General features: G+C 67.8%; 21 protein-coding genes and 1 pseudogene. 13 read left to right on the top strand and 9 right to left on the bottom strand.

The genetic code is table 11. The features are described 5' to 3' along the window. Positions 1-317: 317 nt before the first annotated feature. Positions 318-1,046: an SDR family oxidoreductase gene (locus ACTWP8_RS34630; protein WP_443326053.1), complete on the bottom strand. Its 729-nt coding sequence runs from the start codon at positions 1,044-1,046 to the stop codon at positions 318-320. A 33-nt stretch (positions 1,047-1,079) separates the two neighbouring features. Here ACTWP8_RS34630 and ACTWP8_RS34625 point away from each other — a divergent pair, with 33 nt between their 5' ends. The 3 genes and pseudogenes from ACTWP8_RS34625 to ACTWP8_RS34615 all read left to right on the top strand — a co-directional run. Then, the gene (locus tag ACTWP8_RS34625; RefSeq protein WP_443326052.1) at positions 1,080-1,211 is read left to right on the top strand and encodes a hypothetical protein; all 132 of its coding nucleotides are present in this window, start codon (positions 1,080-1,082) and stop codon (positions 1,209-1,211) included. Positions 1,212-1,627: 416 nt separating this feature from the next. Then, positions 1,628-2,170 (top strand): GNAT family N-acetyltransferase, encoded by a 543-nt coding sequence (locus ACTWP8_RS34620; RefSeq protein WP_356185008.1) that lies wholly within the window; start codon positions 1,628-1,630, stop codon positions 2,168-2,170. Positions 2,171-2,642: 472 nt separating this feature from the next. Then, positions 2,643-2,814: pseudogene (locus ACTWP8_RS34615) on the top strand (XdhC/CoxI family protein); the annotation flags it as partial. A gap of 262 nt (positions 2,815-3,076) precedes the next feature. On the opposite strand, the gene ACTWP8_RS34610 reads toward ACTWP8_RS34615, so the two are convergent. The 4 genes from ACTWP8_RS34610 to ACTWP8_RS34595 form a co-directional block, all read right to left on the bottom strand. Next, a complete protein-coding gene (locus tag ACTWP8_RS34610; protein ID WP_443326051.1) occupies positions 3,077-3,829 on the bottom strand; it encodes a class I SAM-dependent methyltransferase in 753 nt (250 codons plus the stop codon). 682 nt (positions 3,830-4,511) lie between these two features. Beyond that, positions 4,512-5,699 (bottom strand): MAB_1171c family putative transporter, encoded by a 1,188-nt coding sequence (locus ACTWP8_RS34605; protein WP_443326050.1) that lies wholly within the window; start codon positions 5,697-5,699, stop codon positions 4,512-4,514. Positions 5,700-5,954: 255 nt separating this feature from the next. Continuing rightward, positions 5,955-6,476, bottom strand: a complete 522-nt coding sequence (locus ACTWP8_RS34600) for a hypothetical protein (protein WP_443326049.1) — start codon at positions 6,474-6,476, stop codon at positions 5,955-5,957. Between the two features lie 567 nt (positions 6,477-7,043). Then, positions 7,044-7,496 carry a helix-turn-helix domain-containing protein gene (locus tag ACTWP8_RS34595; RefSeq protein WP_443326048.1) on the bottom strand — a complete coding sequence of 151 codons (453 nt, stop codon included), beginning with the start codon at positions 7,494-7,496 and terminating at the stop codon, positions 7,044-7,046. Between the two features lie 544 nt (positions 7,497-8,040). On the opposite strand from ACTWP8_RS34595, the gene ACTWP8_RS34590 reads away from it, so the two are divergent. From ACTWP8_RS34590 to ACTWP8_RS34545, 10 genes are all read left to right on the top strand, one after another. After that, complete coding sequence (locus ACTWP8_RS34590; RefSeq protein WP_443326047.1) at positions 8,041-8,889, top strand: ParB/RepB/Spo0J family partition protein; 849 nt, start codon at positions 8,041-8,043, stop codon at positions 8,887-8,889. A gap of 103 nt (positions 8,890-8,992) precedes the next feature. Continuing rightward, positions 8,993-9,625: an HAD family acid phosphatase gene (locus ACTWP8_RS34585; RefSeq protein WP_443326046.1), complete on the top strand. Its 633-nt coding sequence runs from the start codon at positions 8,993-8,995 to the stop codon at positions 9,623-9,625. Between the two features lie 818 nt (positions 9,626-10,443). After that, on the top strand, positions 10,444-10,959 hold the full coding sequence (locus ACTWP8_RS34580; protein WP_443315946.1) for a hypothetical protein: 516 nt from the start codon (positions 10,444-10,446) through the stop codon (positions 10,957-10,959). A gap of 170 nt (positions 10,960-11,129) precedes the next feature. Then, the gene (locus ACTWP8_RS34575; RefSeq protein ID WP_443326045.1) at positions 11,130-12,080 is read left to right on the top strand and encodes an ATP-binding cassette domain-containing protein; all 951 of its coding nucleotides are present in this window, start codon (positions 11,130-11,132) and stop codon (positions 12,078-12,080) included. A gap of 102 nt (positions 12,081-12,182) precedes the next feature. Next, a complete protein-coding gene (locus ACTWP8_RS34570) occupies positions 12,183-13,253 on the top strand; it encodes a cysteine synthase family protein (protein WP_443326044.1) in 1,071 nt (356 codons plus the stop codon). After that, on the top strand, positions 13,250-14,719 hold the full coding sequence (gene argH, locus ACTWP8_RS34565) for an argininosuccinate lyase (protein WP_443326043.1): 1,470 nt from the start codon (positions 13,250-13,252) through the stop codon (positions 14,717-14,719). The genes ACTWP8_RS34570 and argH overlap by 4 nt, the downstream gene beginning before the upstream one ends. Next, the gene (locus ACTWP8_RS34560; protein ID WP_443326042.1) at positions 14,716-15,975 is read left to right on the top strand and encodes an ATP-grasp domain-containing protein; all 1,260 of its coding nucleotides are present in this window, start codon (positions 14,716-14,718) and stop codon (positions 15,973-15,975) included. Before argH ends, ACTWP8_RS34560 begins: the two co-directional genes overlap by 4 nt. Beyond that, positions 15,972-19,307 carry a non-ribosomal peptide synthetase gene (locus ACTWP8_RS34555; protein WP_443326041.1) on the top strand — a complete coding sequence of 1,112 codons (3,336 nt, stop codon included), beginning with the start codon at positions 15,972-15,974 and terminating at the stop codon, positions 19,305-19,307. Before ACTWP8_RS34560 ends, ACTWP8_RS34555 begins: the two co-directional genes overlap by 4 nt. Before the next feature lie 104 nt (positions 19,308-19,411). After that, complete coding sequence (locus tag ACTWP8_RS34550) at positions 19,412-20,266, top strand: GHMP family kinase ATP-binding protein (protein WP_443326040.1); 855 nt, start codon at positions 19,412-19,414, stop codon at positions 20,264-20,266. 46 nt (positions 20,267-20,312) lie between these two features. After that, complete coding sequence (locus ACTWP8_RS34545; RefSeq protein WP_443326039.1) at positions 20,313-21,116, top strand: 2OG-Fe(II)-dependent halogenase WelO5 family protein; 804 nt, start codon at positions 20,313-20,315, stop codon at positions 21,114-21,116. 95 nt (positions 21,117-21,211) lie between these two features. On the opposite strand, the gene ACTWP8_RS34540 is transcribed toward ACTWP8_RS34545, so the two are convergent. The 4 genes from ACTWP8_RS34540 to ACTWP8_RS34525 all read right to left on the bottom strand — a co-directional run bounded on the left by ACTWP8_RS34540 (position 21,212) and on the right by ACTWP8_RS34525 (position 24,813). Beyond that, the gene (locus ACTWP8_RS34540) at positions 21,212-22,201 is read right to left on the bottom strand and encodes a TauD/TfdA family dioxygenase (protein ID WP_443326038.1); all 990 of its coding nucleotides are present in this window, start codon (positions 22,199-22,201) and stop codon (positions 21,212-21,214) included. 79 nt (positions 22,202-22,280) lie between these two features. Then, positions 22,281-23,120 (bottom strand): ABC transporter permease, encoded by an 840-nt coding sequence (locus ACTWP8_RS34535; protein WP_443326037.1) that lies wholly within the window; start codon positions 23,118-23,120, stop codon positions 22,281-22,283. Further along, complete coding sequence (locus ACTWP8_RS34530; RefSeq protein ID WP_443326036.1) at positions 23,117-24,352, bottom strand: methylaspartate mutase; 1,236 nt, start codon at positions 24,350-24,352, stop codon at positions 23,117-23,119. Before ACTWP8_RS34530 ends, ACTWP8_RS34535 begins: the two co-directional genes overlap by 4 nt. A gap of 23 nt (positions 24,353-24,375) precedes the next feature. After that, positions 24,376-24,813 carry a cobalamin B12-binding domain-containing protein gene (locus ACTWP8_RS34525; RefSeq protein ID WP_443326035.1) on the bottom strand — a complete coding sequence of 146 codons (438 nt, stop codon included), beginning with the start codon at positions 24,811-24,813 and terminating at the stop codon, positions 24,376-24,378. Positions 24,814-24,929: the final 116 nt, after the last annotated feature.

Below are 24,929 nucleotides of genomic sequence, written 5' to 3'. Positions count from 1 at the left end.
CTCGACACGGACACGCGGGTAGGACCCGATACGCTTCTTCACCTGGAGAGTGCCTTCTTTCCTGCGGCGGACAGAGCCTTCGACAAGCCCCTTCCCAGGTCAGGAGCACTCTCCACCTATTTGATCACCTTCTGGACACCCGCTCCGTGAAAGCCCGAGGTTAGAGAGGTGGGGGGATCCACAGGATCGTGCGCCTCGAGTCGAAGTGCCCCGGAGCTGCGGACCACTGCTGGCCGCCGTGCTGGCTTCTTGTTGGCACGCACGGCGGCCAGGGCCTAGCTTCTGCGGTCAGCGCGCCTGGGGAGGGCGCGAGCGGTTCAGGAGAGCCAGTCGGCGTAGCGGGTGGGGGCGAGGTGGGCGTCCTTGTCGGTGAGGACCTCACCCTTGACGACGGCGAACATGCCGGCGGTGGGGTCGGTAACGACGGTACGGTTGTCGCCCTTGCGGGACAGGGTGATCCGGCCCAGCTCGTCCAGGGAGAAGATCTCGGGTCCGGCAATGTTGCGAATGCCATTCAGCGGGGCGCCCGCGGCGACCTCCGCCACCGCGCTGGCCACGTCCTTGGAGGCGATCGGCTGGATCGGCGTGGCGGGCAACCGGACGGTGCCGGGGTCGGCGGTCCAGGACAGGACGGCGTCCATGAACTCCATGAACTGCGTCGCCCGGACGATCGAGTAGGGGATCGGCCCGGCCGCGAGGATCTTCTCCTGGAGCACCTTGGCCCGGTAGTAGTCCAGCTCCGGCACCTGGTCCACGCCGACGATCGAGAGGATAACGAAGTGGCCAACGCCGCCCTTCCGGGCCGCGGCCACAAGGTTGTCCATCGAGGTCTGGAAGAAGGCCAGGGAGGCTTCGTCGAAGGTCGGGGAATTCGTCAGGTTGACGACGACGTCGGCTCCCGCCACCGCCTCGTCCAGTCCCTGGCCGCTGATGACGTCGACTCCGGTGGACTGCGAGTGCGGTACCGCCTCGTGCCCGGCGGCGTTCAGATTCTTGACGACCTGCGACCCGATCAGCCCAGTACCGCCGATGACCGCGAACTTCATGACATACCTTTCGTTGGCGGGTATGTCTGCAATATGGCATATCGCCCTATGCGGGCGTTGCATGCACCGAACTCGATCGCCGATCCGGTCCAGGGCGTCGGCTGGGACTACGGCCCCCGCACGATGGCCGGCATCAGAGCATGGCTGACCGCGTCGCACGCGTGAGGGCCCCGGACCGCGAGACTGCCTGTCGCGCCGCGTGATCCGGGCCCCGGCATTCCCGTCTGCCAGGCACCGCCAGTTCTTCAGATGCGCGATCCCGTGCTCGACCCGGATGCGCCGTGAGGACTGCGCAAAGCGCCGAGGGCTCGCTTCCGCGTACGAGAAGCGCGTCTGGCTTGGTGCCGCTCGTGCCACAACGGGCCTACTTCGGCGGCGAGTTCGGCGATCACCTCGGATGACAGTCCCGTGATCCGCTCGTTCCCGACGATCAGCGCACGCACTGCGTTCCCCACCACGCGCAGATCAACGACGGCCCACGCCGACAGGCCACGGCCAACCATGGACGAGGTCGTGAGGGCGTGTATCGAAAGTGCCTGGTGAGGATGGTGGAGAGCTCATTTGTGATCCAGAATGATGGGATGGTCACGCTTGAGACTCCCCGTTTGATCCTGCGTCGCTGGCGCGAGGAAGACGTTGCGCCCATGGCTGCCGTCAATGCCGACCCCGAGGTCATGCGGTGGATCCGTGACGGCAGCGTCCGTGACGAACAGCAGACTCGCGGCGGGGTCCAGGCATGGGAGAGCGAGTGGGAGTCACAGGGCTTCGGCCTGTTCGCCGTGGAGATCCGGTCCACTGGCGAGCTGGCCGGGTTCACCGGCCTTTCGGTGCCCGACTTCTTGCCGGAGGTACTGCCGGCGGTTGAGGTCGGCTGGCGGCTGGGACGTTCCCACTGGGGGCAGGGCTTGGCCACCGAGGCCGCTGCGGCTGCTGTACGGTTCGGGTTCGAAGAGCGAGGGCTGGAGCGGATCGTCAGCATCACTCAAGTGGGCAACGACGCCTCCGAACGGATCATGACCAAACTGGGGATGCATCCGGTCCGTGAGACCGTCAATCCCACCTGCGGTCGGCGAGTACGGGTGTTCGAGTTGTCGTCGGACCAGTACGTAACGACCACTCGTTGATGGCGGCAACGAGGACGGTAGCCTCGTAGCGGACCGCGAGTTTGTCGTACCTGGTGGCCACGGCTCGATGTCTCTTGAGGCGATTGATGCCGCACTCGACCGCGTGCCGGGCCTTGTAGTCCTCTGGGTCGAACTTCGGTGGCCCGCCACCGCTGGACCCGCGCTTCTTGCGTTGCGGACCTGGTCGGCCTTGTCCGGAATGGTGCAGCGGATACCGCGACGCCGCAGGTAGGCACGGTTCTTGCGGGACGCGTACGCCTTGTCGCCCGCACGCGATCCGGCCGGATGCGCGGTCGGCAGGGCCCGATGCACGCGGACCTTCTCCAGGAGGGGCTCGAACTGCGGGGAGTGCCCACGCTGCCCGGCCGTGACCACGATTTCTGAAGCCGTGGAGCCAGGTTCGCTCAACTACCCAGCGGGAGACGCCTGTGGGGTTCCAGAACAGTGCCGCCGCGCTGACGTGGCCCGCCTCCCAATAGGCCTCGAACTCGGCGCCCCACTCCCGAGGAAACCGCCCCTTCCCTATCGCCGCCGAAATCATTGCCACCCGCCGAGGTGGCAGAGGCGTCCCCCTGGCCGGCTCCCACACCCCGATCCATCACACAACCCAACGGCAAGGGACCGGGGAGGGGGCGGCAGCCTGACCCAAGCACTGAAAGTGCCCAGAGCTCAGTCCGGCGAGGGGGCGGCGGGATGGTCGACGTGGAAGGTGAGTCCGGTGATCCGGCCCGATTGGATGGAGGGGGCCGTGCTGGACTCCGCCGCTGATGTCGTTGTGCACGGTGACCCGTTGTGTGCCCGGGGCGTTCGTGAGCCGCGGCAAGGATGTGAGCAAGTCGCGCAAGTCGTCGCCCTTGCGGAGCTTCGGCATCCGCCCTGCTGCCGGATCTTCGTCCGCTGTCTCGGTTACGCCGGCGGTTTTTGGCCCCAGGCGGCGATGCCGATATACCGGATGTCGACGAAACCCGGGTTGTCGAGGAGAGCCAGGCATTCGTCGAGGTCGTCCTGGGTGAATAGCCCGCCGTTGACCAGGTGCCTTCCGGCCTGTTTCAGGTTGATTCGCCAGAGGTCATCCGGTAATCCGCCCGTACCCACGAGGCGGAGTTTGGATTCTGCGGTGACGTGGCCGAGTCCGAGCGTGGCCAGGATGCCCGGAACTCTGCTGCCCCATTGCATGTCCGCACCCCGTAGCTGTGCAGCATTCTGGGCGGCCGCGGCGTAGCGGTTCATGGCTGCGTACGGGCTGGAGCCCACAGGAAGGGTGTAGACATCTTCCACAAACAACCACCCGCCAGGGGCGAGCCACTCGAAAGCCTGTGCAAGGACCTCGTCTCGGGCCGGGAGGTGGCAGAGAACCGCGCGCGCGTGAATCAGGTCGAAGGACGACGGGGCGAACCTGTGCGTAGCGATGTCCACTTCCTGGATGTCCACGTTGGGTGACCGGTGCGGATCCAAATTCCGGGTGTCGATATCGGCGGCGACGACGCGTCCCTTTGAACACCTCTCGCCGAGCCAGTAGGCGATCGACCCCGCGCCGGCGCCGATCTCCAGGCACCGCCATGACTCGACCACAGGAAGCGACTCCAAGACGCGGATCGTGTCGGAGTCCTTGGTTTGCTCCAAGAGCAACAGCCGGTCTCGTTCGGTGAGTTCGTCCATGCTGAACGGACCGGTGCTATATGCGTCGGTCCTGAGTTTCGCGTCCATAAGTATTCGGCGTCCTCGTCCCGTGTGTCGACGAAGCCGGCCCCTACGACCGAGCGCTCGCGCGGCGGCGCGAGGAAACGGCGCAGGTGCGGGACTTCGCTGTGGGGCAACCTCGGTGTCGTCACGATAGTCCGTGGCCCCTGCCGGTGCATCAACGGCCCGGCGCGTGATGGCTTGGAACGCCAACAGAACTGGGCTGTACATCCGCGAGGCGCGTGCATGCCCTCCGGCACCGTCCGACGGGCGTTGCCCATCGCCTCGTCCGATTCGATGGGCACCGGACATGAGGGACGCCCGTCGCCGCGACATCAGCCAGTTTCAAGCGGATTGACCAACGTCCGTGACCGTAATGGCTCGCGTCCACCCGGCCCGGGGGTTCACGGGGCTCGAGCCGCTGCGACGGCACCGGGCGTCCGGGCTCGGTCCGGAGAACCGCCAGCCGTTGTTGGACGGCGTGGTGACCGGCTGGGCCAACGGCCGCGGCCGGACCGCATACGGGTAGGCGCACGACTTCCGCATCTTCAGCGGCACATTCGGTGAGACACACGCCGAGAAGATCCACAAGGTGATGATGCTCGCGGGCCCGATCCTGTGCGGCTTGGCCCCGGTCCGCGGTGGTGCACGCATGCCGACGTCAGGCCAGTCTGCCCAGCCGGTGGCGAGCGTTCACCGCGGACACGCATCGCTCTACCAATGGCGTTGACCAGACTCTCGCTACTTCTCGGAGCCAGCTGAGTTCGGATTCCCCATCGCTCCCGCCTCGACGGACCAGGTCGAGTGCCTGCTCGGTGTTCGGCAGACCAGCCCGGTGTGCAGACAACGCCACCTTGAGCCAGCACGCAGTTATTACAGCTTCGGCTTGGTCACTGGGGACTTCCTCTTCGGCGATCACTGCCCGTATGTGGTCGAGATCGGTCGAGGTGACCCAGTCACGCATGATCAGTAGTCCGTCACGGATCTCGACGAGTCGGCGGTGCAGCCGCAGCTGACTATCTCGCGGCAGTAGCACGTCAACGAGTCGAGAACGGGGTGGATAGAGAGCAATTTGCGGTAGGGCAGTGCACAAGGTCTTCCACAGTGGGTAGAGCATGGTGCCGTTGCGCCATGAAGTGTAGCCCTGAATCATGGGTATGAAAGCTGCGATCGAGCAGCCCAGGGCGACGCCTACGGTATGGGTCGATGAAATGTACGTGCCGTACTTGATGGGCTCTGCCGAGTAGGTGAACACGGCTACTACACGGCTACCGAGAAAGACCATGAACGTGCTGGTGGCGACTGTCAGAAGAAGCACCGGTGTTCGCATCAGCCACGAACGGACGGTCCACAAGATGACGACCAGTAAGGCCGAGGTGACGCCAGTAGCGACCAGCATGTACGTGAGGTAAGTCGCCCAGTAGACGCTGTGCACTGTAAACGTTCCGGGAATGGGGAGGAAGCGGTCCCTCGTAGGAATTCGTTGGAACGTGACGATCGAGAATGTAACGATCATGGTGCCGACCGTCATGCCGCAGGCGATCAAGCGGAGACGCCTGAACGGGGCACGCGGCAACTTGTCTGCCAGGTAGGCTCGTGCGGCGAATGTCAGGAGGGTGGTCGCAACTCCGACCGCCATCAGGCTCGACACCAGGTTTCCGATGCGCGGAAGGCCGGTAAGGTGCAGGAGTGCTTGTGCTGTCGATTCTTGAAGCATCGTCATGCCCAGGGCCAGCATGAGAAGTGCAAACCATAAGGGCCGTTGATTCCTCGATCGCAGAGCGGAAACGCGAATGATGACGACGGCCCAGCACAGGTAGAGTAATACCAATTGGATCAGCTCAGTCATCCTTGATTTCCCAATCTCGCCCTAGACCTGTGTCGTCGGCCGCCTATGAACCGCATGCCGCCTCGCTGTCCCTTCCACGCCTGGAAGAGCCCCTATTTCATGGTGTGGTGCCTGGTGGTGTAGCCCAATCCGCAACACCAGAATGGTCAGCCGGTCGGGAGTGCTTCCCTCGAGGGGAGTCGACCGATGAACGCTGGACGTCAGATGACGTCAACCTCCCATGGAGGGACGAAATGGAACAACCAGACCAAATTTTCAGTCATCGATCACTCCGAGCGCCGAACCGAGCCAGCGGTCGTGCTTGCTCGACGGCTTGTCCCGCATCCTGTTCGACTTTTCCAGGATCAGGCTGGCAACCATCTCGGCCTGTCTCTCCTGTTCGGTCGTATAGCTCGTCCGCTTGAGTGCTCCTCGGACGACGTCGGGGTCTGTCTGGTCGCGACCCGGCGAGAGGCCGGACTCATCGGCCAGGTGCGGCATGGAGTGTCCACACAGTATGTGACCGATTTCATGCAGGATGATATGGTCCCGATGAAAGGCGCTGGTCTGCTCTTCGTAGAAGATGTGATCGGCCGTCTCGGTCGCGATCCAGACTCCAGAGGGAATATCGGGGCCGCTCTCCGCTGGCAACGGGTGTAGATACAGGGGGCGTCCACGTTGCGTCGCGATTGCATCACATAGTGCGGTGACGAAAAAGGGCTGTGGAAGCTCGATCTCGCGGAGGATGGCCTTCCCGTATCTTCGGAGCTGACCTGAAGTCATGTACTTTGTGTCCATGGCGGGTTGGCTTGCGCATCGGCAGTAGACCTTGCCATCGAAGCCGGGGGGACACCCGCTTCTGCGGCGCTGTCAGCCTAGTCTGCACCCACGCCTCCCACAAGGTCGACTGGTAGCCGAGGGGGCCCGTACGAGCCGTTCCCGTCTGGGCCGTCGGGCTCGCAAGCATGCCGCAAGAGTTTGGCGGCGGTGACCGCTACTCGGCTTCCGGCTTTTCTTTGTCAGGAGAATCGATCGGGTTCAGCCGCTCGATCTCGCCAGTTGTAGAAGGCCTCTAACTCGCCGAGCGCATGCCGGAGATGGTGCTGGTTCGAGATCAACCTGCGGTCCAGGACCTCGCGTCGGCAGGTTTGTATCCAGCGCTCCATGATGAAGTTCATGCGTGGTATCTGGATGGCCAGCGGTGACGACCCTTCAGTCCGGCCTCGGCCAGCAGGTCGTCGAACGCTGCGGTGAAGCGGCGGGGACCGGAAACGGAGCAGGGGACCGGAAACGGAGCATCAGCCACCGCGCCAGTCCCGAACCCTACTGGCCTCCCCTTCCTGACTTCCCTTGGTGAAGGGCAGGTCAGCCGTCCGGGTCCTCCGTGCTTCCCGCCTGCTCCAACCGGTAGACGAAGTCGAGCAGGTCCATCACCTGCTTGCGGCCCTGTTCCGAGAGCTCGCCGGCACGCAAAGCCATCAGCTTCACATCGCTGCTCTGGACGGATGCGTTCCACCGGGCCTGCTTCGCGGCCAGGGTCTCGAGCTGTTCTGTGACCCGATCGGTGACCTCGTCGTCGAAGAAGTAGGCCGCAGGTACCCCGAAGAAGTCGGCCAGTGCCTGCAGATGCTTGAGGGTCGGATTGGCCTTCTTGCTCTTGCGCAGTTGCCAGATGTAGCTCTGAGAGATCGTCACGCCGGTCCGGCCGATGGAGGCCGCAACCTGCTCGTTGCTGTACTCCCGGTCGTGCCTGGGCCTGACGGTGGCAAACAGGTGGTTGAGCTTGTCCGCCAAGCTGCGCCCCGTCCCCTCGGTCATCGTGCCTCCTGTGCCACCGCAGTCGCTTCCACCTACGTGAACGTGCATCGCGTGCAGTCTCTTCACCTCAGTTGAAACACGTCAACCCTCGGGCTAAGGTGCAAATGCGTGCCACCACCCACCGTGGTCATGCTCCTGACTGGCCTGTGATTCACGTGAGTTGACCACTCCGAGGACCATAAGCCCGAGTCGGGTTGCGTGCCTGGAGCCACGCGCCGATGACCGACCGACTGCCCGAGCCGCGTGCACTCGCGGGCAGTGCGTTGCCCTGCACCACCTCATGCACGGACGACTGCACCAGGAGCCAGCACGTCATGAATGATTCCAGAAGCCCTGCGGACGGGGTGCGCCCGTTAGCCGCGGGACTCGAGGTGGTGGCGCGGTGACCTGCGAGCCCCTCGAGTCCACCGCAGAACTCCCTTCCCGCACGGATGCTGCGTGGACGCCATTGGGGGTGGCGCATCCCTGCCGCGGCGGTGAGTCGGCCGGGATGCCGAGGACGTTGGTTGCCATCGCCTCCCTTCTGCCGTCCGACTCTCCGAGGTTGAGCGGCGAGGACACGGAGCACGTGCGGTTGCTTGCCGGGTTGGACGGTGAGCTGCCTCCCATCGTTGTCCACCGGCGCACGATGCGCGTTGTGGACGGCATGCACCGGGTCCGCGCCGCCGAGTCCAGAGGCGAAGAGCGCATCGCGGTCCACCTCTTCGACGGTACCGAGGAAGACGCCTTCGTCCTGGCTGTGAGACTGAACTCAGCGAATGGACTGCCCCTCAGCCAGGCTGACCGTGGCCGCGCGGCAGCGCGCATCCTCGCCTCCCATCCGCACTGGTCGGACCGGCGGATCGCCGAGGTCACCGGCCTCGCCGCAGGGACTGTCGCGGCCATGCGCAAGCGTTCAACTGACCGTTTCGATCAGTTGAAAAAGAGGGTGGGCAGAGACGGGCGCGCTCGGCCCGTCGACCCTGCCGAAGGCCGTATACGTGCCAGCGAGTCGCTCCTTGCCCACCCGGACAGTCCGCTCAGGGAGATCGCCGCAGCGGCCGGAATCAGCATCGCCACGGCCAAGGACGTACGGGACCGGATTCACCTGGGCAAAGACCCGTTGCCGGCGCGATTGCGTCATGCCGCAGCCGAAGCCGCCGTCCCGCAGACGGAAATGGCTGTCATCGAGTCCGAGCTCCCGAGTATGCGCAAGGACCCCTCGATGCGTACGGAAGCGGGACGGGCGCTGATCCAGTTGCTGAGCGCCCACTCGATCGGTGACCGGAACAAATGGCGCCGACTGGCGGGCAGCGTACCTGGCCACCGAACCGGGGCCGTGGCCCAGGCGGCTCGCGCCTGCGCCGAGCAGTGGCTGCGTCTTGCCAGTGAGCTCGAAGAGAGAAATGCCTGATGCTCAACGGCGAGACATCGTTGTCGAATTGTGAATGAGAATTCGGCCCATTGACCGTTCTTGAGCGGACGACGATCCCCAGTGAGAGAGGAACGCATACGACGTGACAGCACGTAGTGTGGGACGGCGAGTCGGCGTGACTGTTGCTGTGGTGGTGGTGAGTGCCTCCGCAGCGGCGACCGCCACCGCAGCACCGAATGGCGCGGCACAATTATCACGGCCCCCGGCGGTCGCCGCCGACAGCGGCGTTGACTACGACACGTGGCGGCGAGACGTGGAGCGTGTCATCGCCGAAGCTCGCCCGTACATCGAGCAGCGCACCGAGAATTCTCAGGAAGAGAAACAAGCGATAGTCCTGGACATCGACAATACGTCTCTCGAGTCGTACTTTCATCCCTTGCCGCCCACGCAGGCGGTCGCGCCGGTACTGGAGTTGTCCAAGTACGCGCACTCCCGCGGTGCGGACATCTTCTTCGTGACTGCGCGCCCAGCGATCCTGCAGCCGGTGACCAAGTACAACCTGGAGAGTGCGGGTTACCCCGTCACCGGCCTCTATGAGCGCGGACTGATCGACCTGTTTGCCGAGGTGAGCGCCTTCAAGACGGAGCAGCGGGCGGCGATCGAGAAGCAGGGCTACAAGATCATCGCCAACATCGGAAACAACACCTCCGACTTGGTCGGTGGTCACGCCGAGCGTTCGTTCAAGTTGCCGGACTACGGCGGAAAGCTGTCCTGAACCGTCCGCTGCCCACGGGCAGTCGGCGGACGGGAGAGGAGAGGTACGAGGCCCCTGGGGCGCCACTTGCTGTGGTGCGCCGGGGGCCTTGGCGTGCCATCACGCCAGTACGCATTGCAGCTTCCTGCCAGAAGTGTGCGGGGTGCAATGTCCTCCACTGCCGCTGTGTACGGAAGGGCATCATCATGCAATGAGGGACGCCTCAAACTTGAGTCGTCACCTGGTAAATTGAGGCATGTGGTTTAGACCGGCCATATGGAGTCGCGCCTGCCGTGACGGCCCGAGCGACTCGCTGAGCAGGATGTTCTGTGACGGGGGTATTTCTGGTGGGACACCGATTGACGGTGGGTGCATGAACGGTGTGCGAAGCGTAGCCGTCAGATCGTAGTTGTTGAAAGCGATAGAGCTATCCTGCCGAGGATTGGTCTGCACCTGTGTATGCGGCCAGTCGGATTCGGGCTTGGTTTGGTCGAGCTTCAGGGGGAGCTGTGCCAAGTTTGTCTGTCGATTCGGAAGAGCTAAACGACTGCAACATAACGCCGTCCCCGATAGGGACTGCATCGTCCAGCGATGAAATCGAGCAAATGCTGCTGCAGGCCCGCTTGCTCGTGGAATCAGCTGTCGACAAACACCGCAGCCACTCGGGAAGGCGTTCGGTGGCGCCATTGGAGTCGAATGACTCCGTAGTGGGAGCCGCCGCGGAACGGTTAGTCGGCTCCGCTCGCCGGTACGTTGTCGTGGTCCTCCCCGAAACCGGGGGAGCGGCGATGGGAAACCTCTTCAGCCGACTCGGCAGGGCGGCCGCCCATGGTATCGACGTGAAGCTGATGGGCAGGGTGACCATCCTCGAAAACCGTGGGCTGATGGAGGAGCTGGACAAGTTCGCCCACGGAGTTGAGATACGGCTCGTCGAAGTGCCGCTTCAGGAAATGGTGCTGGTCGACGATGTGGCCGCGCTGGTGCGGACCAGGGATGAGCCGATGGGCCAGCAGGCGCTTCTGGTCCGTGCGCCGGCTCTGCTGACCAATCTGCGAGCGCTCTTCGCCGCTTCCTGGCGGTCCAGTGTGGCTATCGGGAACTACCGGAAACTCGGCCGCAGGTCGCGCAACGGTCTGACCCGGCGGATCCTGGTGGCGCTGGGCTCGGGGCGTACGGACGAGGCGGCCGCTCGCGAGTTGGGGATGTCGGTTCGTACTTATCGCCGTCATGTGGCGGAAATCGCGCGTGAGCTCGGGGCGAACTCCAGATTCCAGACCGGCGCCCGCGCCGTGGAACTGGGGCTCCTGCCTCCCATGGCCACGGCGTTCGATCCCGGCGAGTCGCGTGCCGGGTGAGAACCTGCCATTGCCGGACATCCGCGAATGCCGTGGCGGGGAGCGCTGGCAGCTTGCTGTAGATCTCCTTGTCGCTCGTTCGGGAGGCGAGGTAGACACTCCTTGCCCGCACATTCCCTCCCTGTCTCTGCCATGGGCGCTGAACCACTGTCTGCGAGGAATGACAAAACGTGAGCCGTGCAATGATCGAAGCAATTGAGATCAGCAGGAGTTTTGGTCAGGCGCACGCTCTCACTGACATCAGCTTCGAAGTCGGCAAGGGTGAAGTGCTGTGCCTTCTTGGGCACAACGGCGCAGGCAAAAGCACGTTGGTGAGCATTCTGACCACCGTGCTTCCGCCCACATCCGGGACCGCCAGGGTCGCCGGATTCGATGTGACGCGGGAGGGGCACGATGTCCGCGCGAGGATCGGCCTGACAGGGCAGTTCGCGTCGGTCGATTCCAGCCTGTCGGGGATGGACAACCTTGTCCTCGTCGCGCGCCTGCTCGGGGCGAGTCGTCGCCAAGCCCGGTCCCGCGCGGGGCAGTTGCTGGAGATGTTCGCACTGACGGGGGCAGCCGGCAGGCCCGCCCGCACGTACTCGGGCGGCATGCGACGCCGCCTGGATCTCGCCAGCAGCTTTGTCGGCCGCCCCAGCGTGCTCTTCCTCGACGAGCCGACCACCGGCCTCGATCCGGTCAGCCGCAACTCGTTGTGGGAGCTGGTCGGGCAGTCGGTCGCCCAGGGCATGACCGTGCTGCTCACCACGCAGTATCTGGAGGAGGCCGATCAGCTCGCCGACCGGATCGTCGTGCTCGCGCAGGGACGGACGGTCGCCGAGGGAACGACCGAGCAGCTCAAGAACCGGGTGGGCGTGAGCACCGTGCACGCGACCCTTGCCGATCCCGCGGCGGTGCACTCGGCCATGACCGCGCTGAGCGCGGCGGGGCTCGAGCCACAGCCCTCGGAGAAGCCGGGGTCGGTGAGTGCGCCGGTCGAGACCTCTGTGGGCCTGGCGGCCGTGGTGCGGGCGCTCGATGACGCGGGTGTGGCGATCACCGGTATCTCACTCGCCGAACCGACCCTGAACGACGTCTATCTGGCGCTGGCCGAGCACTCCGGCGTTCCGGTCCTCTCGTGAAGACGGCAGGAAAGCGTCTCGCCGCCGGTCAGGTCCGGCAGTCCCCCGCGCGCCGACGTCCTCGTCCGTGCTGTTCTCCGCCCCGAGTCACAGGGAGCCTTCATGGCGGTAGCCACGACCACGTTCCAGGAGATCACCGAGGCTCAGATGATGCCGCGGCTGATCAAGCTGGGGCCGAACTTGTACGGAGCGGTCTTCACGCTGATGAAGCTGCTGCCCGCCCGCTATATCCTCCGCCGGGCGGCGGACCGCGGCGAGTTGGACCGCGACACCGTGATCGTGGAGACCACCTCGGGCACCTTCGGCCTGGCGCTGGCGATGCAGGCCGCCCTCATGGAGCGGAAGCTGATCCTGGTCAGCGACCCGGCCATCGACGCCAACCTCCACCGCCGTCTGGAGGACCTCGGCGCGAGCGTGGAGATCTGCCCCGAGCCCGCGCCGGTAGGAGGCTTCCAGGAGGCCCGGCTGCGCCGGCTCGCCGAGGTCAGGGCGGAGTACCCCGGCAGCTTGTGCCCCGAGCAGTACAGCAACCCGGACAATCCGCGCTCCTACGGGGTGGTGGCCGAGCAACTCGCCCAGTCGTTGGGGCAGGTCGACTGCGTGGTGGGGCCCGTCGGCTCCGGGGGTTCGATGTGCGGCACGATCAACGGGCTGCGCGAGCACACCCCGCACACCCGGGCCATCGGCGTCGACACCCATCGCAGTGTGCTGTTCGGCCATCCCGACGGCCCGCGGTCGCTGCGGGGCCTCGGCAACAGCCTGTGGCCCGCCAATCTGGACCACACCGTCTTCGACGACGTGCACTGGTGCACAGCCGCCGAGGCCTACGCCGCCACCCGCCGGCTGCACGCCCAGCACGCCCTCTTCCAGGGGCCGACCAGCGGGGCCGCCTACCTCGCGGCCCATTGGTACGCACAACACCACCCCGACGAACTGTGTGTGGTGATCCTCCCCGACGAGGGCTACCGCTACCAGGCCACCGTGTATTCGGACGCCTGGCTCGCCGACAACGGATACGCGACGGCCCAGCCCGAAGAGCCCGTCCGGATCACAGCCGTTGACCAGGCCGGCGATCGGTGGTGCCATCTGGACTGGGGCCGCCGCGCCTACGACGAGGTCCCCGGTGTCGTGGGCAGGTCCTCCGTCACGGAGCCCGCGAAGGCCCTGTCATGAATGCCACCGGCCGGCTCACCACGACCCTGGGGAGCCGTACCCAGCGCGTGGTCTACGGTGAGCCCGGCCCGGCCGGCATCCGCCACGAGCTCGGGCTGACGACCACCGTCGACCTGGCGCATGTGGTCATGCTGGCCGAGTGCGACCTGCTGCCCGTGCCGGCGGCCGCGGCGCTCCTGGACTACATCACGCGTCTGCGGGCCGGCGGCTTCCGGGAGTTGTACGAGCTTCCCGCCCCCCGGGGCCTCTACATGATGTACGAGAGCCATCTCGTGGCCGAGCTCGGCTCGGAGGTCGGCGGCAAGCTGCACACCGGCAGGTCGCGCAACGACATCAAGGCGACCACGACCGCCCTGCGGCTGCGCGCCGATCTCACGGAGTTGCTGAGCGAGACGTTGCGGATGCAGGCCGTGCTGCTCTCCCGCGCGCGGGCGCACCGGCAGACGCTCATGCCGGTCTACACCCACTTCCAGCCCGCCATGCCCGTCACCTACGGCTACTACCTGGCCGGGATCGCCGTGGCGCTCGGCCGGGACATCGACGCACTGCGGCTCGCTCTCGGCGCGCTGGACCGCTGCCCGCTGGGCGCGGGCGCGGTGGCCGGCACCGACCTGCCGATCCAGCCCGCTCGTACGGCCGAGCTCCTCGGCTTCGCCGGACCGCCGCTGCATGCCATGGACGCGGTGGCCAGCCGGGACACGGCGCTGCGGGCGCTTGCCGCAGCCAGTGGCGTCGGCCTGACGCTGAGCCGCATCGCCACCGATCTCCAGCTGTGGAGTACCCAGGAGTTCGGCTTCGTCGAGTTTCCCGAGCGCTTGGTGGGCGGGAGCTCGGCCATGCCGCAGAAGCGCAACGCCTTCCTTCTCGAGCACGTCAAGGCGAAGGCCGCCGCCGCGATCGGCGCCTGGACCGGAGCGGCGGCGGCCATGAAGTCCACTCCCTTCACGAACTCCATCGAAGTGGGCACCGAGGCGCTGGCCGGCGTGTGGGGCGCGCTGGAGGCGGTGCGTGAATCGGTGCTGCTGGCTCAGGTGCTCGTCAGCGGCGCGCGCCCGGTGCCGAACCGGATGGCCGAGCGTGCCGAGGAGGGCTTCGTGACCGCCACCGTGATCGCCAACAGGCTGGTGCGGCAGGGGGTTCCGTTCCGTACGGCCCATCACCTCGTGGGCGCCGCCGTGCGTGAGGCCGTGGAGTCGGGAGCCACGCAGCTGAAGATCGACGGTGCGGCCGTCGACGCGGGCGCGGCGCTGCCGTCTTTGGACGAGGCGGTCACCGAGCACCGATTCGGCGGCGGCCCCGGAGCGTTCGACACCGCCTTCGACGCCATGCGCGAGCAGCTCGCTGCCCACAGTGGCCGGCTGCGGCGGTACCGGGCTCGCGTGGCATCGGCCCAGGGGGAGCTGGAGCAGGCAGTCGCCGCACTGATCGACAGGGCGGCCCCTACGAGCGGAGGCGGGTCGGCATGAGCGGAGGAAAGACCCGCTGGTTCGCGTTCGTGGAGAGCAACACCACCGGTACGGGCCGGCAGTTCTGCGCCGCGGCGCGCGCACGCGGAATGCGCCCGGTGCTGCTGGCCAAGGACCCGGACCGCTATCCGTACGCGGCCGAGGACGGTATCGCCACGGTGGCTCTGGACACCGGCGACATCGACGCCGTGCTCGCGGCCTGCGGGGAGCTGTCGGAGGGCGCGGGCCTCGAGGGGATCACCTCCAGCTCGGAGTACTTTGTGGCGACCGCCGCGCGGGCCGCCCGGAAACTGGGCCTGCCCGCGCCGGACGGTGACGCGATCGCCCGCTGCCGCCACAAGAGCACCCAGCGGGCGCTGCTGGCGGGAGCCGGTGTGCCCGTGCCGGCCTTCCGCGCCGTCGAGGAGGCGGCCGGGGCGGTGCACGCGGCCGAGGAGATCGGGTATCCCGTGGTGGTGAAACCGGTCAGCGGCTCCGGGTCGGTCGGAGTCAGACTGTGCCGCGACCGGGGCGAGGTACGGCAGTGGGCGGACGGGCTGCTGTCCAGAACCGGGGACGAGCGGGGCGCGCCCGTCGCGCGGCAGATCCTGGTCGAAGCGGCCGCCCGCGGGCCGGAGTTCTCCGTGGAGACCTTCGACAGCGGTGTAGTGGCCGTGGTCGGCAAGCACACCGGCTCCGAGCCGTTCTTCGTGGAGACCGGACACGACGTGCCCGCTCCGGTGCCCCCGGACCGGCGGGCCAGGCTCGGCGAGACGGCCGTAGCGGCGCTCGGGGCGCTCGGCCTCGGCTGGGGCGCCGCCCACACCGAACTGCGGTGGACGGCCCGGGGCCCGGTGGTTATCGAGGTCAATCCACGGCTCGCCGGGGGCATGATCCCCGCGGCGGTCCGGGCAGCGGCCGGCATCGACCTCGTGGACGCGGTCATCGCGCGGGCGAGCGGCGGGGAGCCGGCGCCCGCCGGGCCGGGGGAAGGGCATGCCGCCATCCGCTTCCTCATGGCGTCCGGCACCGGCCGGGTCGCGTCCGTCGCAGGCGTGGAAGAGGCGGCGGCCGCTCCTGGCGTCGTCCAGGCCCGGACTTCAGCGGCTCCCGGCTCCACGGTGCGGCTCACGCACTCCTTCCAGGACCGCCTGGGATACGCCCTGGCCGTCGGAGCCGATACCGGGGAAGCCGGACGGCGCGCGGAATCCGCCGTGCGCCTCATCAGGATCGAACTGGCCGGGAACGGGCCGGAGGAAAGGGACGGGGGACGATGACGGACCACGGCATGCACGGGGTGTTCACCAAGGTCCCGCGGTGGACAGAGCCGCTGACCAGCGATGAGGGCACCGGCGAGCACCGCACGCGGCTGCCCGGGGAGCTCGTACGGGATCTGGAGCGCACGGGCGTGCGGCTCGGCGCGCCGCTGCCCGCCCTGCTGATGGCCGGGCACGCCCGGGTGCTGGCGACCGTGTGCGCCGAACGCGAGCTGCTCATCGGCCGCGTGGTGCCGGGCGCGGACCGGCCGGTGCCGCTGTCCCTGACCGTGGACAACTCCACGTGGGCCGAACTGGTCGCGCGAACGAACGAGACCGGGTCCCCGGCGGCCGCCGACGGGCAGGACGCCGACGGGCAGGACGCCGACGGGCAGGGTACGGACGACGGTCCCGAGGTGGTGCTCGACCTGTCCGGCCTGCGTCAGGAAGCAGCGGACGGCGCCGGCCCGGCCGCGGGGAACCCCTCGGCCCCGGCCCCGGAGCCCGGCGACCGAGCGCTTCTGCGGGTCGCCTACGCGCACCATGGCGACGAGCTGGAGCTGCGGATCTCCTTCGACCGCGGCACCGTGAACGACGCGTACGCGCGGCGGCTGGCCGGATACCACCTCACCGCTCTGCGACTGCTCACCGAGGACCCCGGGGCGCGGCATCACCGGCAGAGCCTGCTGTCCGACTCGGAGGTGGAGACGCAGCTGTACGGGCTCTCCGGCCGCCGCGTCGAGTTGCCACCGTCCACCTTCGTCGAGCTCTTCGAGGAGCGGGTCCGCACCGCTCCCGACCGCGTGGCAGCCGTCCACGGCACGACCCGCTGGACCTACCAGGAGCTCAATGCGCGCGCCAACCGCATCGCGCACGCCCTCCTCGGCGCCGGCGTCCGCGCCGAGGACGTCGTGGCCGTCGTCATGGACCGCGGCCTGGACTGGATAGCCGCCGCGCTGGGTGTGTTCAAGGCGGGAGGTGTGTATCTGCCGGTGCGCCCCGACTTCCCGGCGGACAGGGTCGCCGCTCAACTGGAGCGCAGCCGCTGCGCCTTCCTGCTCTCCGAGCCTCCGAGTGACGAGCTCGTCCGCCGGGCCACGGCCGGCCTCGGCTCCGCGCCCCGCGTCCTGTCCGTGCCCGGCATCCACGCCTCCGGGGCCGGGGCGGAGAACCCCGGGGTCCCCGTCGAGCCCGCGCAGGCCGCGTACATCTACTTCACCTCCGGCTCCACCGGCGCCCCCAAGGGCGCGCTGTGCGAGCACGCGGGCATGCTCAACCACCTCTTCATGAAGATCGAGGACATGGGGATGGAGACGGGCGCCGACGAGGTCGTCACACAGACCGCCTCGCAGTGCTTCGACATCTCTCTCTGGCAGTTCGCCGCGCCGCTGCTGGTGGGCGGCAGCGTGCGCCTTGTGGACACCGACGTACTGCTGGACGTCGGGGGCTTCATCGACGAGATCGTCACGGGTGGGGTCACCGTCGCGCAGGTCGTGCCGTCGTACCTGGAGGTCATGCTCACGCACCTGGAGCAGAGCCCGCGCCCGCTGGGCGTCCTGCGCTCGCTGTCGGTGACCGGTGAAGCCCTCAAGATGGAGCTGGTCCAGCGCTGGTTCGCCGCCTACCCGCACATCCGCCTGGTCAACGCCTACGGCGCGACCGAGGTGTCGGACGACACCATGCACGAGGTGCTGGATGGGGTACCGGAGCGTGACTTTGTGACGGTGGGACGCTCTCTGCGCAACGTCAACACCTATGTACTGGACGAGAGTCTGGCGCTTGTGCCGCTCGGCTCGCCGGGTGAGATCGCGTTCTCCGGCGTGTGCGTGGGCCGCGGGTACATCAACGACGAGGAGCGGACCCGGCAGGCTTTCGTGCCCGACCCGTTCCGGGCGGGCACCAGGATGTACCGGACCGGCGACTTCGGCCGCTGGCTCCCCGAGGGCCGCATCGAGTACCTGGGCAGGCGCGACGAACAGGTGAAGATCCGCGGCTTCCGGATCGAGATCGGCGAGATCGAGAACAAGCTGCTGACCATGGCGGGCGTACGCGCGGCGGCGGTCGTCATCGACGGCGGCGCGGGCGAGCTGCGCAACCTCGTCGCCTTCTACAGCAGTCCCCAGGAGCTGCGGGCGGAACAGGTGCGCGACTTTCTGGCCGGGCTGCTGCCCGAGTACATGGTCCCCACCTATTTCCACCAGATGGAGCGGCTGCCGCTGACCGAGAACGGCAAGGTGGACAAGAAGGCGCTCACCCGGCTGGCCGGGACACTCGGCCACGGCGGAGCGGCCTACGCCGCACCGGTCACCGACACCGAGCAGCGTCTGGCGGTGCTCTGGTCCGAAGTGCTGGGCGTTCCCCTGGAACGGATAGGCCGGGACGACAACTTCTTCGAGCTGGGAGGGACGTCGCTCGCGGCCGTGCGCCTGCTGGTCAGCATGGACCGGGCACTGTCGCTGCGGCAGCTCACACAGAACCCGGTACTCGGTGCCCTCGCGGCGGTCCTCGACGAGAGGGGTGCGCGCGGCGGGCAGGCGTCCCCGGCCGACAGCCTGCTGCAGCCGCTGTCCGCCGTCACCAGGCCGCATCACACGCTGGTCTGCTTCCCGTACGCGGGCGGCAATGCGGTCAACTTCCGCTCCCTGGCAAAGGAACTGGAACGCGACGGGATCGCGGTGTACGGAGTGGAGCTGCCCGGCCACGACCTGGCAGGGGCCGAGGAGCCGCCGGCCGACGTGGCCGAGGTCGCCCGCCGCGTTCAGGCGGAGATCGCGGAACGGATCCGTACTCCGGTCCTGCTGTGGGGCCACTGCGCCGGCGCTGCGGCTGCCCTGGAGACGGCACGGTTGCTGGAGGAGGCGGGCAGGCAGCCCGAACGGGTCTTCATCGGCGCACTGCTGCTGGAGAGCGTCGCCGCGCTGCGCAGCGAGATGAGGGATGTGGAGGCCGTGGACAACAGGGGCCTGCTCGCCCGGCTGCGCGACGAGAGCGCGTATGTCGAGCTGGACGCCCTCAAACCGGAGCGCGCCGATGTGGTGGGCGCGGCCTACCGCCACGACGTGCTGACGGCCAACCGGCATCTGATCGGCGTACGCGAGAACGCGGCGCGGTACCGCATCGGTAGCGCGGTCGAGGTCGTCATCGCCCGCGACGACCCGACGACCGCCGGTTTCGCGGACCGCTACAGCGAGTGGAAGCACGTCTCCGACACCGTGGAGCTGCGCGAACTTCCCCACGGCGGTCACTACTTCACCAGCACGCGGCCGGGGGAGACCGCCGCCCTCGTACGGGCCGCGTGCGAGGGAGCGGCTCGGGCCCGGGACCAGGCGGGGCGACGCGGGGATGACGCGTAGGACGAGGGGATGAGCACGGGGGTGACGAAGTGATGAGGGCCGGAATGACCGTGACGGAGGAACTCTCTCTCCACCGGGCACGGCGCCGGGCAGGAGCGACCGGGGTGAGCGCGGCCTTCGGCACGTTCGGCGAGCTGCTGCAGGGGGTGCTGCCCGAGGAGGACGGCGACTTCCTGGTGACGCTTCCTGTCGCCCGCTGGACGATGGCCAAGTTCCAGGCGGACCCGGGGACCCGCACCCTGGAGGTGTGGCCGCCGCAGAAGAAGAAGGCCCTGCACCTCATGTCGATGATCATGGACGAGGTCCGGGAGCCGACCGGGGGCCTGCTGACTATCGACAGCATGCTGCCGGAGGGTAAGGGGCTGGCCTCTTCCTCGGCGGATCTGGTCGCCACGGCGCGTGCCGTCGGCAATGCCCTCGACGAGCGCATGCCACCGCAGCGCATCGAGTCCTATCTGGCCAGGATCGAGCCCACCGACGGTGTGCTGTACCCGTCGATCGTCGCGTTCCACCACCGCAGCGTGCGCCTGCGCTCGAGGCTGGGATCGCTGCCGTCGATGGCCGTGGTGAGCGTCGACGAGGGCGGCGCGGTGGACACCGTCGACTTCAACCGCATTCCCAAGCCCTTCACCGCGGATGACAAGCGAGAGTACGCGCGGCTGCTGGAGCGGCTGACGGATGCCGTGGCGCGCCGGGACCTCGCGGCGGTGGGGGAGATCGCTACGCGGAGCGCGGTGATGAATCAAGTGCTGCGCCACAAACAGCTGCTGGAACCGATGATCGGCATTTGCGCGGATGTGGGAGGGCTCGGCGTGGTCGTCGGGCACAGCGGTACGACCCTCGGGATCCTCCTGGACACCTCGTACCCGGCGTACGCGGGCCGGCTGGCCGACGCGGCGCAGGCCTGCGAGCAGCTGGCGGGAAACGTGACGATGTACCGGACCCTGAGCTTCGGCTAGCCGGTTCCGGCCACCCACCTGGACAGACAGGGAAAGGAGAAGGCTCATGAGGACACTGCCGGAACCCGTCATCGACGACCCGACGTTCGCCGCATCAAGCGTGGAGGAGGCGGGCGCGCGGCGCGCTCTGCAGCAACTGGCGGCCGGTACCAGCGGGGCCGTCAGATGGCCCGGACTGCTGGCGGACGACCTCCCGGAATTGGTGAAGAGGGTGCACGCACCCTCGTTCGAACCGTATGACGAGGAGAGGCTCGATCCCCCGATCATGAAATTCGGGCCCGCCGTCTTCGACTACTACGTCAACGGCCGGCTGCACGAGGAGTACTGGGCGCGAGCCGAGCACGCCCGGAAGGCATGGCGGGCGAACTTCGGTGACGCGGACCCGACGAGAGCGGTACTGGCGAGGCTCGATCGGGAGCTGGGAATTCCGGTCCGGCCCGCCACCATCGACGGACGACCGCTGTACGTGGGGATCCTGCGGGAGTTCCCGACTGGGTCCAAAATCCATTTCGATGAGGTGGCACGGGAGTTCCCCGGTCGGCTGGACGAGGAGCCCATAGTCCAGCTCGCCTTCAACTGCCATATCACCGTGCCCGATTCCGGTGGGGAGCTCACGGTGTGGAGGCACCGGTGGGTGCCTGACGACGACGTGAGGAAGGACGGGTACGGCTGGGAGCCCGGCGTCGTCTCGCGCGTTCCGTCCGTGACGGTGCGGGCGGGCGGCGGCGAGGGGGTGTTCTTCGACTGCCGGAACTTCCATCAGGTCGCGAAGTCGTACGGGGCGCGCAGGATCACGCTGTCCTTCTTCATGGGTTTCACCCTGAACGGGGAACTGCTCGTATGGTCGTGACCGGGCTCCCGTAGCCGTCATCATGCGCTGTGCCGAAAAGCGGCCGGCCCCGCACACCGCGGGGCCCGGCCGCTTTCCGGTCACGACCGGAATCATCAGCACGCCGTGGCGGGCACCGTGGGGTGGCAATCGTCGAGACGGACGGGATCGCCGAGTCCGACCACGATCTCGCGGTCGCCCTGGTAGGGCTCCCGGCTGTGCGCCATGCGGATGTTGTCGACCACCATCAGGTCACCGCGCTGCCACGGCTCCCGCAGCGTGTGCGCCTCGTACACCTCGTTGATCAAGTCGACAGTGGGTTCGTCGAGCGGGGTGCCGTCCCCGTAGTACGTGTTGAAGGGCAGTCCCTCGGGCCCGAATTCGAGGGTGAGGAACTCCCGCACGTCCGGGGCCATCGTCCACTCGTTCAGGAACGCGATCTGGTTGAACCAGCAGCGCTCGCCGGTGCGCGGGTGGTGAACGACCGCGGCCCGCGACTGGCTCGTACGCAGTCCGCCCTCCGCGTCCCACTCGAAGGCGATCGCGTTCTGCTCGCAGTAGCGCTCGACGGCCGCGCGATTGCTGGTTCCGAACGCCTGGGACCAGGCCACACCGACGAGCGGGTTGTAGTTGCGTGTCAGGCGCCAGCCGGTCGACTCGAAGCGCTCAACGAGGCCCCCCGGGAGGTCCCGGAGCACGGCGCGTGTGTCGGCGATCGCGGTGATCCCGCCCCGTGTCGGCGGGGTGAGGCAGGCGAAGAGCATCAGGCCGGGGAAGTGCCTGGTGTAACTGAGCTCGTTGTGCATGCACATCGGCTGGTCCGGCGGCCACTGCGAAGAGGAGTGGATCCCTTCCCCGTGGCCCTCGTAGACCTCGCGCGGTGCGAAGCCCTCGTGCTCGGCCATGCCCCGGTCGACGATGCCGCGGATCGCCCCGGCCGCCGTGCCCCGAGCGGTCAGAGGCAGGCCGCGGATGAGCACGGCGCCGTGCTCGGCGACCTGTGCCCGTATCGCTTCCCGACGCTCTGCGATCCAGCCCACGGCCTCTGCCGCCGAGGCCGCTGCGGCCTCCATGAGCGCGATGGAACTGGCGTGAGGTGTCGACATGCGTCTTCTCCAGACTCTCGGGGTGGTGTGCGGGCGGCCGGCCCACGAGTCCGGGCGGCCGCGCATACGGATACGTGGTTCAGCTGCCGGGGGAGGGACGCTGGAAGGCGCGTACGGCGCAGGTGGCGCCGACGGCGGCGACCAGCAGGCTCGAGCCGAGCGCGGCCCACACCTGGCCGCCCACCGGCAGGTCCAGGGCGAGACTTCGGCTCGCCTCCATCGCGTACGTCAGCGGGTTCACCGTCGCGAGGATCTGCAGCCACTCGGGCAGCCGCTCCTTGGGCACGAACGCGCTGGAAGCGAACATCAGGGGAAAGGTCACCAGGAAGCCCATGTTCTGCATCGCTTCTGCGCTGCGCAGCCAGGCGCCGAGAGCCAGGAAGATCCAGGCCATCGCCCATACGACCACGCAGGTCAGCAGCAGGGCCGCGGTCAGTCCGAGCGCGCCGCCCGCGGGGTCGGCGCCGAAGAAGAGCGCACCGCAGACCAGGAGGATCAGCAACTGGACGGTGACGCGGAGGAGGTCGGCGAGGCTGCGGGCGAACAGCAGCAGCGGGGAGTGGATCGGCAGCGTGCGCAGCCGTGCGACGGCACCGTTGTCCATGTCGTTCACCAGGCCGATACCGGAGGCCACGGCCGGGCCGATGCCTGTGGTGACCAGGACGGCGGGCAGCAGATAGTCGATGTAGGCGATGTCGTGCGGCAAGTGGTCGCGGTCGACGATGCTGCCGAAGACCTGACTCAGGAGCAGCAGCATGAACACCGGCTGGAGCATGCTGAGCGCCGCCGCCTTGCGGTTGGTCAATTGGGCGCGTACGGAACGCCCGGTGAGGATGAGGAGTTGGGCGACCGGAGCGGCTCCGCGCCAGGAGACGTCCGCGGCGGCTGTACCGGCCGTCGGTGGTGAAGGACTGGTCATGGAGTTCCTTGGGAGTCGTAGGCCCGCTGGACGTGGGAGAGCGCTTCGAGCAGGTCCGCCGACGACAGCCGCCGCCGCTGCCGAGAGGATGCCGGGGAGGAGAACGGCAGCGATCCGGTGTCGGACCACTGCAGGCGCCCGGTGTCGTCGATGAAGCTTCTGGTGCGTCCCGCGTTGTCGGGGTGCAGGCAGAACGGGACGTCGAGGAGGCCTCGTTCGAACGCGGTCTGCAGCGCGTGGCCGAGGTCGTCGTGCAGATTCAGCACCGCGTGCGTGAGAGCGCGCGCCTCGGCGTAGACCTCGGAGTCGGCCGCCCCGTTCTCGATGGGCGGCGCCGGCGATGCGGCCTCCCTGGACGCGGCGGCCGCGGTCTCCAGGGCCTCGACATTGTCGGCGACGGTGGGGATGCGGTGTGCCTCGGCGGCGGTCTTGACGATCAGCCGGGCGGCCCCGGACGTGACGGCCAGCCGTGCGGCCGCGGACAGCAGGCTCAGCGCTCCGCCGTGCGAGCGCGGATACACGCCCATGTAGGCGTAGAGGACGACGTGCCATTCCACGCCGGGCAGCAGTTCGGATGCCAGTCGGCGCAGCGCGGCTATGGCCTCACGGTCCTGCGCCGGGTTGATCTGCTGCGCATAGCTCAGGGAGACGCTGCGCAGCCCCTGCTGGGCGAAGAAGACGCCTTCCAGCACGCTGATCGCCACCAACAGGCTGGGCGGGCACAGCTGTCCCAGCATGCAGCCGCCGAAGCTCTCCAGGTGGGGCACGGCTCCGGTGTCCTGGAGCCGGGCCAGCATCGCGCAGCTGGTGCGCCAGCTGCGTACGGCATCGCGCAAGCGGGTGCGGCTGTAGGGCAGGCAATAGGAGACCGGGCCTCCCTCGGATGCGTCCAGGCCCAGCGAGATCAGCGAGCGGAAGATGTGCTCCGGCCTGGCCGACCCGTGCCTGACCTGGACGGGAAAGGTGTCGTCGCGGATGCCGTCCAGGACGGCCCGGGACGTCGCGCGGGGGTGTGTGCTGATCGGGTAGCCGTTGAGGGGGACGCCATCGGTCACGGCCCGGCGGGCGGCGTCCAGGTCGCGTACCCGCGTGTAGCTGTCCAGGGTCAGCGTGCCCAGGGTGGTCGCGTCGGCCGCCTTGGTGGCGGCCAGCCCCTCACGCATCAGGTTCGGGTCGCTGAACCCCATTCTTGGTTGCACGACGAGTGCCCCGCACCGGTGAGCACGCGACACGAAGTCCCCCAAGGAGACCCGGGTCACGACACCGCTCGGGCACCGAGTCCGGAGACCAGGGTGCGGAAGCGGCCCAACTCCCCGTTCTCGAAGACCGCGTCGTACCCCTCGGACGTCAACTGCCGTGCCCAGCCGACGTTGCGCAGGCCGTCCGTGCTCAGCTTGCCGCCGATGACGACCTTGGTGCGGGCCAGCTCGGGCCGGGCGCGGAGCGCCTTGATCAGGTGCAGTCCGTCGTTGAATCCGTGGCCGTTGACGCTGCTGACGACGACGAGACCGGGACGGCGGTCGAGGCACTCGCGCACCACCAGCTCATCGGGGCTGCAGGGCCCGAGGTTGGTCACCGTGTGGCCCATTTCCTCGAGCACCAATTGCAGGAAAACGAGATTCCAGGTGTGTGCATCCGAGGAAGTCCCCGTCACCAGAACGGAGAGGTCTCCTGATGCGTGCGTGGAATTCATGAGCCTGACCCATCGTCGAGAAGCGGTCACCGGTGGGTACGCCTTTTCTCGACGCCGGGACCGCCCGGTGGTGGGAAGTTGCAAGGGAATTGGCGCCACCTCGACTTTACTGCGCG

It is taken from the genome of Streptomyces sp. 7N604 (assembly GCF_052245475.1).
Taxonomy (GTDB): Bacteria; Actinomycetota; Actinomycetes; order Streptomycetales; family Streptomycetaceae; genus Streptomyces.
Note: the sequence above shows the minus strand (reverse complement) of the source record. Positions and strands in the feature narration are given on the sequence as shown.

Coding starts and splice junctions, on each gene's coding strand:
- ACTWP8_RS34630 (WP_443326053.1), bottom strand. CDS start 1,046: ATGAAGTTCGCGGTCATCGGCGGTACTGGGCTGATCGGGTCGCAGGTC.
- ACTWP8_RS34625 (WP_443326052.1), top strand. CDS start 1,080: ATGGCATATCGCCCTATGCGGGCGTTGCATGCACCGAACTCGATCGCC.
- ACTWP8_RS34620 (WP_356185008.1), top strand. CDS start 1,628: ATGGTCACGCTTGAGACTCCCCGTTTGATCCTGCGTCGCTGGCGCGAG.
- ACTWP8_RS34610 (WP_443326051.1), bottom strand. CDS start 3,829: ATGGACGAACTCACCGAACGAGACCGGCTGTTGCTCTTGGAGCAAACC.
- ACTWP8_RS34605 (WP_443326050.1), bottom strand. CDS start 5,699: ATGACTGAGCTGATCCAATTGGTATTACTCTACCTGTGCTGGGCCGTC.
- ACTWP8_RS34600 (WP_443326049.1), bottom strand. CDS start 6,476: ATGGACACAAAGTACATGACTTCAGGTCAGCTCCGAAGATACGGGAAG.
- ACTWP8_RS34595 (WP_443326048.1), bottom strand. CDS start 7,496: ATGACCGAGGGGACGGGGCGCAGCTTGGCGGACAAGCTCAACCACCTG.
- ACTWP8_RS34570 (WP_443326044.1), top strand. CDS start 12,183: ATGGCGGTAGCCACGACCACGTTCCAGGAGATCACCGAGGCTCAGATG.
- argH (WP_443326043.1), top strand. CDS start 13,250: ATGAATGCCACCGGCCGGCTCACCACGACCCTGGGGAGCCGTACCCAG.
- ACTWP8_RS34560 (WP_443326042.1), top strand. CDS start 14,716: ATGAGCGGAGGAAAGACCCGCTGGTTCGCGTTCGTGGAGAGCAACACC.
- ACTWP8_RS34555 (WP_443326041.1), top strand. CDS start 15,972: ATGACGGACCACGGCATGCACGGGGTGTTCACCAAGGTCCCGCGGTGG.
- ACTWP8_RS34545 (WP_443326039.1), top strand. CDS start 20,313: ATGAGGACACTGCCGGAACCCGTCATCGACGACCCGACGTTCGCCGCA.
- ACTWP8_RS34540 (WP_443326038.1), bottom strand. CDS start 22,201: ATGTCGACACCTCACGCCAGTTCCATCGCGCTCATGGAGGCCGCAGCG.
- ACTWP8_RS34535 (WP_443326037.1), bottom strand. CDS start 23,120: ATGACCAGTCCTTCACCACCGACGGCCGGTACAGCCGCCGCGGACGTC.
- ACTWP8_RS34525 (WP_443326035.1), bottom strand. CDS start 24,813: ATGAATTCCACGCACGCATCAGGAGACCTCTCCGTTCTGGTGACGGGG.